The following is a 12,477-nucleotide window of genomic DNA, read 5'->3' as shown; positions in this document are numbered from 1 at the left end:
GAGAGCATGGCGAACCCGAACCCAGAACGCATTCCCGTCATCGTCGGCGTAGGCCAGGTCAACGACCGGCCCCAAGACCCGCTCGAAGGCATGGATTCGGGCGAGTTGATGGTCGCCGCCCTCGGTGCGGCGGACGAGGACGCGGGCGGCGGCTGGCTGGCGGATGCGGATTCGCTCGAGATCGTCTCGCAACTCTCGTTCCCCCAGCTCAATCCCCTGACCGACAGTGTCGCGAAGGGTTGCGGAATGTCGCCGGCCCACACTTTCCAGACGGCGCTCCCCAATGGCGACAGCCCGATCCTGCTGCTAAACCGCGCGGCCAACCGGATCGGCGCGGGCGAAGGCACGATCGCCTGCGTCGTCGGTGCCGAAGCACTGCGGACAGCGGCCGCGCACGCCAAGGCTGCGGCCGCAAAGGCCGGGAGCGACCATACGCCCAATGCCCTTCGCGATGCAGCGCATCGGGTCAAAAAGGGCTACCGCCAGAGCTACGGCCTGACCGTCCCGGTCGATGTCTATCCGCTTTATGAGAACGCGGGCCGCGCAGCCTACGGGCAGAGCCTTGAAGAAGCGCAGGCGGAAAGCGGGGCCATCTGGTCGGGCTTCAGCGAGGTCGCGAACGAGAACCCGGCAGCCTGGATCCACGATCCGCGAAAACCCGAAGAGATCGTCGCGGCCGACGAGAACAATCGCCCGATCGCCTTTCCCTATACCAAGCTGCAGGTCGCCAATTCATCGGTCAACCAGGGCGCGGGCTTCATCGTCACCAGCCTGGCAGAGGCACGGCGGCGCGGCGTGCCGGACGACAGGATCGTCTATGTCGGCATGGGGGCGGCGGCCCACGAATCGGACGATTTTCTCGAGCGCGACACTTTCGAAGCCTCGCCCAGCATGGCGGTTTCATTGCGGCGCGCGATGGAACTCAACGCGGTCGAGACGTCGGACATCGACCATATCGAGCTCTATTCCTGCTTCCCCTGCGTTCCCAAGATGGCACGGCGTGTGATCGACTGGCCGCTCGACAAGCCGATGACGGTATTCGGCGGGCTGACGTTCGGCGGCGGGCCGATCGGCAATTACATGAGCCACGCGGTCGCCAGCATGGTGCTCAAGCTGCGCGAGACGGGCGGCAAGGGCCTGCTCTTCGCCAATGGCGGCTATGCGACGCACAACCATACCATCCTGCTCGCCTCCGCTCCGATCGCGGCTGCCAGCTTCCCGCAGGACTTCGACTACCAGGCAGAAGCGGACGAGGCCCGCGGCGAAGTGCCCGATCTCGATCAGGAATACGAAGGCAAGGCCGAGATCGAGAGCTATACGGTGCACTATCGCCGCGACGGCAGCCCGCGCATGGGCACGGTGCTCGCCCGCACGCCCGACGGAACGCGCACTTTGGCGATGGTCGCGCCCGACGACACGGCGACGATCGCCTTCCTGACGGACGGCAAGGTCGAGCCGGTCGGGACCAGCGGGACGGTGGTGCGCGACACAGACGACATCGCCTATTGGGAGCGCATCTCGTGATCGCGCTGGAAAGCCGCGACCCGCTGTTCGACTTCACCGGCAAGGTCGCGCTGGTGACCGGGGGCAGCCGCGGACTGGGCCGCGAAATGGTGCTCGCGCTCGCCGCGCGCGGCGCGGATTGCATCGTCGCCAGTCGCAAGCTCGATGCCTGCGAGCATGTCGTGGCCGAAGTCGAGAGCATGGGACGCAAGGGGCTGGCCCATGCGGCGCACTGCGGGCGTTGGGACGACATCGATGCGCTGATCGCTGCGGCATATGACGCTTTCGGCCGCGTCGATATCCTCATCAATAATGCCGGCATGGGGCCTGCCTGCCCGAGCCACGAGGTCACCGAACAATTGTTCGATTCGGTGCTCAACCTCAATTTCAAGGGGCCGTTCAGGCTGGCCAGCCAGGTCGGCAAGCGCATGGCCGATGGCAATGGCGGTACGATCATCAACATCAGTTCCACCGCCTCGCTCCACGCTATGCCCGGCGTCGTGCCCTATTCCGGCGCGAAGGCCGCGATCAACGCGATGACCGTATCGCTCGCGAAGGAATATGCGCCCAAGGTGCGCGTGAACGCCATCGTGCCCGGCCCCTTCCTGACCGACATCGCGAACGCCTGGACGCAGGAAGCGCGCGAGACGTCGCCCGTCGCGCTGGGTCGGCCCGGCAGGCCCGAAGAGATCGTCACCGCCGCGCTGATGCTGGCGAGCCCGTCGTCGAGCTATGTCACCGGCGAATTGCTGCAGGTCGATGGCGGCCCGCGCTGAGGCAGTCTCACTCGACCAGCGTGCTGCTCTCTGCGATCGCGGCGATCCCGCGCTTGCCGTTGGCATCGCGCTTCAGCTGGACGATCACGTCGATCACGCTCGCCGCATAGGCGATCGTGTCGCTGCGGGTGAGGCCGATGCCGGTCTGCATCACCATCAGGCTGAGCTGTTCGAGCGCACCGCGCAGGCTGTTGGCATGAACGGTCGAGAAGCTGCCCGGGTGGCCGGTGTTGATCGCGCGCAGGAAGCTGACACTTTCCGCGCCGCGCAATTCGCCGAGCACGATCCGGTCGGGCCTCAAGCGTAGCGCCGCCTGCAGCAATTCGTTGGCGGTGACCTTGGCCTCGCCCAGCTCGCCCTTGACCGCGACAAGGCCGACGCCGTTCGCACCGGGAATCTTCAACTCGGGCGTATCCTCGACCAGCACGACGCGTTCGTGCTGCGGGATTTCCTGCAGCATGGCGTTGAGAAAGGTGGTCTTGCCAGTGCTGGTGCCGCCCGAAATCAGAATCGTGCGGCGCTGGCGGATCGTCTCGCGCAGGTAAGCGATCGGCTCGGCTTGCGCGTCGGGCATCGCCTCGTGCCGGTCGCCCGCGAGCGGACCTGTGTCGTAGGCATCCAGCGGCAGATCGAGCCGCCGGTGGCGACGGATCGCCATGACCCAGTGCTTGCGGCTGGCGGGCGGGCCGCAGAACTGCACGCGCGCACCGTCAGGCAGAGTGGCGCCCAGCAGCGGATGCTCGCGATTGATCCCCTGGTGGCTGACCCGCGCGACCTGTTCGGCGAGCCGCTGGACGAGCCGGTCGTCGATCGCGTCGGTCTCGATCCTCTGCATCCCCGGCTGGGCGGCATCTTCCACCCACACCTCGCCCGGCCGGTTGACCAGGATCTCGGTCACCGTGTCGCGCTCGAGCCATTCGCGGAATGGAGCGAGGTAGGCGTCGAGATAGACGCTGCGCTCGACCGGGTTGTCGCTTGGCAGGGAATGGATATCGGCGCTCATCGCTGGACTTGCCTCAGCCGCTGACCTGGCTGAAGTCGAGGTCGCGCGCGGTGAAGATGCGGATCGGCTCGCCCTGGCGCACGCGCACCGTCGGGCTGCGCTGTCCGTCCTGCTCCGCGGCAGTGGCCGCTGCCGACGAACCCGCGCCGCCGAGCACCACCGATGCCCCGCCCGACGCGATGGTCGACAGGCCTCCGACGACCGACAGCAGCATGGCCGAGCCGAAGCGCTTGAAGAAACCGTTACCCGAGACCTTGCCTTGCAGGCCGGTCGTTCCGTCGAAGCCGATCGCAGGCGAGGCGAGCTGCACCGAGGCGCCGTCGGGCCGGATCAGACGGGTCCAGATGACATAGGCGCGCTTCTGCCCGCCCTGCATCCCCGACTGATACTGGCCGATCAGGCGGCTCGACCGCGGGACCAGCACGCGGCTGCCGTCGAAGCTGCGCACGTCCTGGCTGACGACCGCGCGGACATAGCCCGGGACGTTGGTATCGATCGCGGTTTCGAGGATCGCGGGGATCAGCGTTCCCTGCGTCACCGTGGTCTGCGGATTGACCATTGCCCTCGCTTGCGCGGGCGCACCACCCACGCCGCCGATCCGGCTGGCGAAATCGTTGGCCGAACCGCCTGCTGCCGCGGTTCCTTCCCCTGCAGCTACCGCCTCGCCTGCCGGAACTATGCCCACCGGCATCGCGCCTGCGTCGAAGACGACCGTCGGCGAAGCGTAGCGATTGCCCGACGGCTGGGCCTGCTGGGCCGGAGCATAGGCGGTGACCGGCGGCGGCATGCCGACCGGCTGCGGAGCGGCGGCGAGCGTTTCGACCGGCTGCACGACCGTGACCGCTTCGGGCGGAACGTAGGGCATGGCATCGGGTGCGGGGCCCGGCTGCACTTCGCCGCCGATGCCCTGCTGCGGCTCGACCCGGGCGGCATTCATGCTCCAGAGCGTCACCGCACCGAGCGCCGCGACGATCAGCACACCTGCGGCAAGGCCCATGCCGTCGCTGCGGGTGTTGCGATTGGCGACTGCCGGATAGGAGACGCGATTGGCGAGATCGGTGACATCGGGCGTACCCTCGTCGCGCGGATCGACATCGTTGGCGACGCCATCGGAGCCCTTTTGCGCGGGCAGGCGCATCGCGAGGCGCATCAGTTGCTCTCCATGTTGGCGGCCAGGGCAGCCTTGTTGCCGCTGCTTAGGGGACGGTCGGCTCGCGCCGGGCCGGCGTTGACCAGCAGCGCGGCATCCTTGCCCGAGCGCAGCACGATCTCGCGCGGAACGCCGTCGACCACGATGGTGTCCCCGCGCACGGTGAAATTGACCGGGCCCTCGGTGCCCTTGGCATCCTTGATCAGTATCGCCGGTACCGCGCGGCCGGCAGGCCAGCTGAGATAGGTCGCCGTGCCGTTGTCGTAGCTGCGCGCCGGCAGCAGGTTGGCATCGCCGCTCGTCGTCCAGGCGAAATTGAGTTCCGCCGGATCGACGATCTGTTCCGGCGCGGTGGCAGCGGCGAGTTCTTCCGCGCTCGGCCCTTGGGCCAGCTGCAATGCTGCCTTGCGCTCTTCTTCCGGGTAGCTGAAGCGCAGGACATAGACCGGCTTCGAGCGGGGGCCGGCAACGAGGTCGAACAGATAGGTCCGCTTGTCGGTGACGACGGTCATGTTGGTGCTAGCACTGGGCGAAAGAGGCTTCACGAACAGCAGCGTCGCGCGCTTGTTGGGCGTGATCTGCCAGCTCTGCGAATCGCCGATGGCGACGTTCTCGATCCGCTCGTCGTCTGCGAAGGCGATCGTCGCCTGCACGTTGACGCGGCCTTCCAGCCGGAAGACCTGGGCCTCGTCATAGGCCACTTCCACCAGCCGACTGTCCTGCGCGGATGCCGGCGATGCGACAGCGAGCAGGGCAAGAGGCGCGAAGGTGATGAGAGCCGCGCGGATCATGAGAACTTCTCCGTTCGAATATTGGCGGGCCGGAACCGGTTTCCGATTCCCTGCACGCGGGACGGTGCAACAGAACTCGCGGTCGTGGCGGGTGCTGCCGCCGATCCGGACTGGATGACTGTCGTGCGATTGACCGACCCTGAAGCGCCGCTGTCGTTTGCGGCGGTGAGCGTGCCGGTTGCAGGAATGGCGATCTGGCGCGAGGGCTCGCTTCGTTGGGAAGGCGTTGCCGCCGCCCGTGCATAGGCCTGGGCTGCTGCCGGGGACGCGCCCGAAGCGGAAGTCCCGCGCACTGGCTTGTCCATCGCATCGGGCACAAGGCCGAAGACCGTCCAGCCCGATACCATCGTGCCGCCGACCTTCACCATCATCGCCATCAGCGCGCAATGCACCGCGCCGATCACGAAGAAAGCCATCGCGGCCTGCGGGTCGATCGCCCCGGGCGTCGCGGTGAGCGCGGCGAGGATCGGTACGGCGAGTTCGAGCATGATCGAGCCGCCGAGCACCACGAAGATCGGGACGACCGCCAGCATCACCAGCCCCTTGAGCCAGCCGGTGAACAGTCCCCGCGTCCCGTTGAACAGCGCCATCACCACGAAGACCGGACCGATCGCGACCAGCACCGCGAGCGCTATGCGCGCGGTGACCAGAACGCCGACAGTTCCGAGCAGCAACAGCATTGCGCCGAGCCACATCATTCCCGGCGGCGAGAAGGCGGAGAAATCCTGCGTCCCCTGGGTTGTCTCCTGAATTGCCAGGAAGACGACATCGAGCTTGCTCGCGAAGACCTGCGTCGCCGAACCGTCGGTCCCGGCGATGATCGTCGCCAACTCGTCCGGCGCGCCCGTTGCCAGGTTCCACACCACGCTCTGATAGGCGAGCCAGCTGGTCGCAAAGGTCAGCACCAGCCCCAACGTCATCATCCGCGGCGTGAGCGAGCGCACCGACAGGTTCGTGCGGCCCAGCAGCAGCGCGATCGCGAAGAAGGCGATGAACAGCGTGAGCAGGATCGTGAGCACGGTGCCCAGCGCCCCGCCACTGGCAAACAGGCGGCCGAAAGCGCTCGCGGTCATCTCGCTCGCGGTGCAGTCGACCGCGCGCAGTGCCGCGCCGACCCCGGTGCCTGCCTCCTGGGCGGCGCCCTGGCAGGTCGCGTTCATTCGGCGGCCCTGTCGAAGGCGAAGTCGTCGCCGTCGTCGGCGCCGCTATCGTTCGCCCCGCCCGGCCATGCCGTGCCGGTGAGCGTCGGGAACCAGTCGGCCGGCGCGTCGCCGACAGCCTCGCGCAGCAGGTCGAGCCGGCGCACGCTCTGCTCGCGGCCGGACAGCACGGTGAGCACTTCGGGCGCGCCCGACAGGTCGAGCCGCACGACGACGCTCGCGTCGGGCTGGCGCACCAGGAAGGCGCGGCTGTGCGATGGCAGCGTGCGAATGACCGAGAGCTCGTGCTGCGTCAGGCCGAAGCCGTCGCAATAGTCTTCGGGACGCGCGCGGCTGTTCGGCATGAAGACCATCGTCGCCGTCTGTTCGACCAGCGCGGTCGCGATCTTGCTTTCCAGCGCATCGCGCGCGCTCTGGGTGGCGAAGCCGACCAGCGCATTGCGCTTGCGCAGCGTCTTGAGCCAGTCGCGGATGCGGTCAGCGAAGACCGCATCGTCCAGCGCTTTCCACCCTTCGTCGATCAGCAGCATCGTCGGCTCGCCGTCGAGCCGCTCCTCGATCCGGTGAAACAGGTACATCATGACCGGCGTACGCAGACGCGGCGATTCAAGCAGCGCGGTCATGTCGAAACCGAGCACGCGGGTCGACAGGTCCAGCTCGTCGCGCTCGTTGTCGAACAGCCAGCCATGCTCGCCGTTGCCGATCCAGGCGGAAAGCCGGTCGGCAAGATCGCCGGGTTGCGGACGGCGCGCACCGGCGAGCAGTTCCTTGAAATGACGCAGGCGGCGAAGCGAAGCGTCGTTGGCATAGGCTGCGTCGACCGCACCCGCGATCGTCGCCAGTTCCTCCGGACCGTCGGCGGCGAGCAGAACGGAGAGCCAGTCGCGCAGGAAGGCGCGGTTGGCCGGACTGTCCGGCAAGGCCATCGGGTTGAAGCCCGAAGGCGCACCCGAGACGATGCGTTCATAGCGTCCGCCGATGCCGCGCACGAACAGCTCAGCACCGCGATCCTTGTCGAACAAGATCGTTCGCGGCCTGAACTTCTGCGCCTGCGCGGCGAGGAAGTTCATCACCACCGTTTTGCCCGAACCCGACGGGCCGATGACGGAGAAATTTCCGAGGTCGCCGTGGTGGAAATTGAAGAAAAAGGGCGTCGCGCTGGTCGTCTGCAGCAGGGTGACCGCCTGGCCCCAGTGATTGCTTTCGGGCTGGCCGAGCGCAAAGCCGTGCAGGCTCCCGAAGCTCGCCATGTTGGCCGAGCTGATCAGCGCGCGGCGCACGATGTAGCCCTCGTTGCCGGGGAATTGCGCCCAGAAGGCCGGCTCCAGATTGGTATCCTCGCGCACCGCGATCGCGCCGGTGTCGGCCAGGGCGGCGGCACAGGCCGCGCTCGCTTCGTCGAGGCGGGCCAGGTCGCTTTCGCGCACCAGCACCGTCAGGTGATGATCGCCGAAGCCGACCGCGCCATTGCCCAGCGCGTCGCGCGCTGCGAGCATGTCGGCCCGTTCCGCAGCCGCTTCCTCGTCGGCCGAGCGCAGGCGCCGGATCGACAGGTTCATCCGCTCGCGCGCGGTCTGGCGTTCCGCCGGCGCGTAGCTTTCGCTGACCACCATCTCGAACGGCAGCCGCAGCAAGGCGTCCAGCATCCCCGGGCTGGTCGCCTCGGGATAATCCTTGAGGCCGAGAATGGCGGAAAAATCCGGCTCGCCCGCCCCGCGCAGTTCCATCGCGTCGAGCCCGAAGCTCGCTCGGCGATAGGGCAGCATCTGGCCGATGTCGGTGTCGTCCACCGGGCGGCGCACGGGGCGCATCTCGCCATTGTATAACGCCGAGAGCAACTCGAGCATTTCGGAATTGGTGCCGCCCTGCCCGTTCGCGTAATCGCCAAGCAGCTGTGCGCCATAGGGCTGGAGCGAGGCGACGAGGCCGGTCGCCGCGGCCTTGAGCGCGCGAATGTCCTTCGGATCGGCCTCGATCTCGCGCTTGCCCTTTCTGGACCACGCCTTGCTGGCACGTTCGGCGAGGCCCGCCTTGCCCCGTGCGGGACGGCGGATCAGCGTGACGAACTGGTCGTTGATGAACAGCGATCCCGAACCCAGCCGTTCCTTCCAGCGCGCATCGATGTGGCGGCTCAGCGGATCGGGAAACTCGGTATCGAGTGCGACCTCGACCTTGCGCCGAATGACGTGATGATAGAGCACGAAGCGCGCATCGAGCGTCGAGCGGAGCATGACCTCGCGTGTCGCCGCATGGCCGTTGAGCGCGTCGGTATCCTCGGTCTCGAACAGCAGGCCGGGCACCTGCAGCGCGGTCATCACCGAGCCATCGCGCAGTTGCACGGTGTGCTCGTCGAGAAGGCGGGCATAGGGCAGCCGGTCGCCGGCGCGCGCTTCCTTCGCGCTCCAGGCCGCTGCTCCCTTCCACTTGCTCATCGCGTCGGTTCCTTCCCGCCGGTCACGCGGCGTAACTGTTGCAGCCCCAGCGCTGGTAGTTCTTCACGCGCGGGCACTTGCTGACCTTGGTCAGCCAGAGGTCGAAGATGCGCGGCTCGCGCAGGCACGCGAAATAGCCGACGCCGTGCATCACCAGCGCGGCGAGGATCGCGAACCAGCTTCCCGTGATGAGGAAGATCTCGGTCGTGACCGCGGCATTGATGATGAAGAAATTATAAGTGACGCCGGCGAACATCTGCGGCCGCGTCAGCGCGCGGTGGACCGGATGCCGGACCAGCGATGTCGGCACGTCGCTCATGTCAGGCCGCCACGCCCTGGATACCGGCGACGATCGAGGCCGCGCCGAAAAGGATGAAGACGCCGATGATCACCGTCGCGCCGAAGCGCCAGTTCAGGCGTCCGGTCAACATCATGAAGCCGACCGCGGCAACCGCCATCACCGCGACCGCCGTCGCGACATTGCCGAGCAGCGTTCCCTGCAGCCAGCCGAGCGCGGCGACGATCGGACCGGAGCCCGCGGGATCGGCAGTCTGGGCCATGGCCGCGGAAGGGACGGCAAGCGCGACGAACGCGGCCAGGCGGGCAAGCAATTGGGTCAAGGTCATTCGCTCCGTGAGTGATTGGACAGGCGGGTCATGATCGCCGCCACGTAGTTCCGGGTTTCGCGGATGTCGGGCACGCCGCCGGCGCGCTCGACCCGGCCGGGCCCCGCATTGTAGGCAGCCAGCGCCCTTTCGAGATCGCCGTCGAACCGGTCGAGCTGCGCACGCAGGTATCGCGCGCCGCCTTCGAGATTGGCAAAGGGATCGCGCGGATCGACACCGAGTTCGCGGGCCGTGCCCGGCATAAGCTGGGCCAGACCCTGCGCGCCCTTCGGCGACACTGCGCCCGCGTTCCAGCGGCTTTCCTGCCAGACCAGCGCCTCGATCAGCACCGGGCTGAGGTCATAGCGAGCGGCGAGTTCGGCCACCTTCGCGCTATAGTTCACCGGTACGGCGCGAGCATGGACTTGCGGATCGGCAATGGCTTCGGCCGGCAGAGGCACGCCTTCTGCATCCGCCACTGCGACCGGCATGCCATCGACGGGCACACCGGCGCGATCGCCGGTTACCCAATGCGCGCTTTCGCCTGAAATTTCCAATACGTCCGCCCACGCCGGGGCAGACATGCATGCGAACCCTGCCAGGATGCAGGACCGCAGGCTCGCGCCAAGAATCATCGCGCCCTCCGTCCAGTTCCCCTGGATACTCTACATGACACGATGGTGACAAACGGCTGAACACGACAAAGAAAAAGGCCCGCCGTTGAAGGCGGGCCCCGATAGAATTCCGTGTGGAAAACAGCGCTACCGGGCTGCCATCCTGGGCTGGTCGTCGAACCGCCCTGCATCGATCCGCGCCAGGGCTTGACGAGCGAGGACGCGTGAGTCGACCCACTCGCCACTCGCGGTCTCGAGCATCTGGCGATCGTCGCTGAACATGGCCGCACGGAAATAGGCCCGCGCGGCTTCCAGGTCGCCCTCGCGCGCATGGGCAACGCCCAGGTTCACGAGCCGCGCCGGATCGTCGCTGCGCAGATTGTCGTTGTCTTCGATCTGGCGGATCGCGGCTGCGTTCTGACCGGCTGCAAGCTTTTCGAAAGCCACGTCGACTTCCTCGACGGAACCTGCCGGACCGGCTGCAAGAAAGGCCAAAGCGAGGCTGGCGGTGATCATCATGGCAGTTCTCCCACGTATTACCTGTGCCGGAGACTGCGCCGGGACGAGCCCGGCTGCAATAAAAATGAAACATTGTCATCGAAGCGTAACATTTGCCTGTGCCCGCGCAGGTGCGGTCATAATTGTCACATTGCGGTCTTTTTCATGTCGTTGAAAACGTAAGGGAATCTGCAAACAAACTGTCACGCAAGGGTCCTACCTCGCGAATTGCGACACCCGTCCGGGTCGTCTCGATTCTCGCCTTATGAGGGGGCCAATCTCGTGAAAAACTTCAAGCGTACCATCGTCATCGGTTGCAGCCTGGCAGCACTCGCCGGCTGCGGCGGCGACGAGATCGTCTCGCCCGGAACCAGCGGCGACATCATCATAAACAACCCCGCTCCGACGCCAACGCCGACCCCGACGCCGACCGGCTCGACCGGCGTGGTCGCGGCGGCCGGATGCCCGACCATCAACTCGACCGGCGGGCTGACCGATGCCGGCACGATCACCGGCCCGACGGGCACCTATCGCGTCTGCGAACTGCCCGCGGTAATCGATACCAACGACACCCTGCCCTACATCGCGGGCCTGCTCTACTCGCTGCCGGGCCGTGTCGACGTCGGCACGGATCGCGGCGCGACCAGCACCGGAACCAGCGTGACACTCGGCATGGAAGCTGGCGTGATGGTCTTCGGCGGCACCGGCCGCAGCTTCCTCGTCGTCAATCGCGGCAACAAGATCAACGCGGTCGGCACCGCCACCCGCCCGATCGTCTTCACCAGCCGCGACAACGTCCTCGGCCTCAGCACCGACAGCTCGATCGGCCAGTGGGGCGGCTTCGTGCTCCTTGGCCGGGCACCGGTTTCCGACTGCCGTCTCGGCGGTTTCAACCGTGGCGGGGTCAACTCCGACACCGGCGCGCCGTTCAACCAGGCCGGCTGCGAGCAGGAACTCGAGGGTGCGAACACGGTCACCCTGTTCGGCGGCACCGACTCGGCCGACAGCTCGGGCACGATGAAGTATTTCCAGATCCGCTATTCGGGCTTCAGCCTGGCGCCGGGCAAGGAACTGCAGTCGCTGACCACCGGCGGCATCGGCTCGGGCACCACGATCGACCACTTCCAGTCGTTCAACAGCTCGGACGACGGCATGGAATTCTTCGGCGGCAGCGTGAACATGAAATACGTCGTGGCCGTCGGCGCCGACGATGACAGCTTCGACGTCGACACCGGCGCGAAGGCGAACCTGCAGTACGTCATTGGCGCCCAGCGCACGAACGGCGGCGACAATCTGATCGAACTCGATTCGCCGGATGGCGACTTCTCGACAGCCGCCCTGCCGCAGACGGTCCTGCAGGTCGCGAACTTCACTTTCATCGAGCGCAGCACCGCCAATTCCCAGGTGGTGCGGGCCCGCGGCGGCGCCAAGCTGGTGCTCGCCAATGGCGTGATCGACACCGACAACGAGACCTGCATCCGCATCGACGAGATGGTGACGCTTTCGGCCGATCCGGACTTCTACTCGATCCAGGCCGATTGCGATCCGGCGAGTGCCTTCCGCGGCGACGCCGGCGTGACCAATGCACAGGTCCAGGGGCAGTGGGACGCAGGTTCGAACAACAATGCGGCGGCGACCATCACGCTGACCGGCCTGTTCTACACCACGACGGTCCCGGCCTTCGATCCCAAGACTCTGTCATCCTACTTCGACACCACAACCTTCATCGGCGCGGTCTCGAGTGCGAACGACAGCTGGTATCGCAACTGGACCTGCAACTCGGCGACGCTCGACCTCGGCAGCAGCACCGGAGCGTGCACCACGCTGCCGGTCTACTGATCGCATGACACATCGGGGGAGGGTCGCGCTCGCCGCCTTGGGCGGCCCGCCCCTCCCCTCACCACTTCCGGGGCCCGGACGAGCCCCGCTTCGATTTTCCATCAGG

At 66.8% G+C, this 12,477-nt stretch carries 12 protein-coding genes; 3 read left to right on the top strand and 9 right to left on the bottom strand.

All coding sequences use genetic code 11. The annotated features are described in order from the left end of the window. Window positions 1–6: 6 nt before the first annotated feature. A complete protein-coding gene (locus GRI48_RS12805) occupies window positions 7–1,524 on the top strand; it encodes an acetyl-CoA acetyltransferase (RefSeq protein ID WP_160676996.1) in 1,518 nt (505 codons plus the stop codon). After that, complete coding sequence (locus tag GRI48_RS12800) at window positions 1,521–2,279, top strand: glucose 1-dehydrogenase (protein WP_160676993.1); 759 nt, start codon at window positions 1,521–1,523, stop codon at window positions 2,277–2,279. The genes GRI48_RS12805 and GRI48_RS12800 overlap by 4 nt, the downstream gene beginning before the upstream one ends. Before the next feature lie 7 nt (window positions 2,280–2,286). On the opposite strand, the gene virB11 is transcribed toward GRI48_RS12800, so the two are convergent. From virB11 to GRI48_RS12755, 9 genes are all read right to left on the bottom strand, one after another. Next, complete coding sequence (virB11, locus tag GRI48_RS12795; RefSeq protein ID WP_160676990.1) at window positions 2,287–3,282, bottom strand: P-type DNA transfer ATPase VirB11; 996 nt, start codon at window positions 3,280–3,282, stop codon at window positions 2,287–2,289. Between the two features lie 13 nt (window positions 3,283–3,295). Then, the gene (locus tag GRI48_RS12790; protein ID WP_160676988.1) at window positions 3,296–4,432 is read right to left on the bottom strand and encodes a TrbI/VirB10 family protein; all 1,137 of its coding nucleotides are present in this window, start codon (window positions 4,430–4,432) and stop codon (window positions 3,296–3,298) included. Beyond that, on the bottom strand, window positions 4,432–5,223 hold the full coding sequence (locus GRI48_RS12785) for a TrbG/VirB9 family P-type conjugative transfer protein (RefSeq protein WP_160676985.1): 792 nt from the start codon (window positions 5,221–5,223) through the stop codon (window positions 4,432–4,434). The genes GRI48_RS12790 and GRI48_RS12785 overlap by 1 nt, the downstream gene beginning before the upstream one ends. After that, window positions 5,220–6,383, bottom strand: coding sequence for a TrbL/VirB6 family protein (locus tag GRI48_RS12780; protein ID WP_160676982.1), 1,164 nt, complete (start codon window positions 6,381–6,383; stop codon window positions 5,220–5,222). The genes GRI48_RS12785 and GRI48_RS12780 overlap by 4 nt, the downstream gene beginning before the upstream one ends. Continuing rightward, on the bottom strand, window positions 6,380–8,815 hold the full coding sequence (locus GRI48_RS12775) for a VirB4 family type IV secretion/conjugal transfer ATPase (protein ID WP_160676979.1): 2,436 nt from the start codon (window positions 8,813–8,815) through the stop codon (window positions 6,380–6,382). Before GRI48_RS12775 ends, GRI48_RS12780 begins: the two co-directional genes overlap by 4 nt. A gap of 22 nt (window positions 8,816–8,837) precedes the next feature. Further along, a complete protein-coding gene (locus GRI48_RS12770) occupies window positions 8,838–9,134 on the bottom strand; it encodes a VirB3 family type IV secretion system protein (protein ID WP_160676976.1) in 297 nt (98 codons plus the stop codon). A 1-nt stretch (window position 9,135) separates the two neighbouring features. Then, window positions 9,136–9,441, bottom strand: coding sequence for a TrbC/VirB2 family protein (locus tag GRI48_RS12765; RefSeq protein ID WP_160676973.1), 306 nt, complete (start codon window positions 9,439–9,441; stop codon window positions 9,136–9,138). After that, window positions 9,438–9,977, bottom strand: a complete 540-nt coding sequence (locus tag GRI48_RS12760; protein ID WP_237451959.1) for a lytic transglycosylase domain-containing protein — start codon at window positions 9,975–9,977, stop codon at window positions 9,438–9,440. The genes GRI48_RS12765 and GRI48_RS12760 overlap by 4 nt, the downstream gene beginning before the upstream one ends. 204 nt (window positions 9,978–10,181) lie before the next feature. Next, complete coding sequence (locus tag GRI48_RS12755; protein WP_160676967.1) at window positions 10,182–10,553, bottom strand: hypothetical protein; 372 nt, start codon at window positions 10,551–10,553, stop codon at window positions 10,182–10,184. Between the two features lie 261 nt (window positions 10,554–10,814). Between GRI48_RS12755 and GRI48_RS12750 the strand changes: the two genes are divergently transcribed. Continuing rightward, complete coding sequence (locus tag GRI48_RS12750) at window positions 10,815–12,371, top strand: hypothetical protein (RefSeq protein ID WP_160676964.1); 1,557 nt, start codon at window positions 10,815–10,817, stop codon at window positions 12,369–12,371. The last annotated feature ends 106 nt before the right edge of the window (window positions 12,372–12,477 follow it).

Origin of the sequence: Qipengyuania oceanensis (genome assembly GCF_009827535.1) — a bacterium.
Lineage (GTDB): Bacteria > Pseudomonadota > Alphaproteobacteria > Sphingomonadales > Sphingomonadaceae > Qipengyuania_C > Qipengyuania_C oceanensis.
Note: the sequence above shows the minus strand (reverse complement) of the source record. Positions and strands in the feature narration are given on the sequence as shown.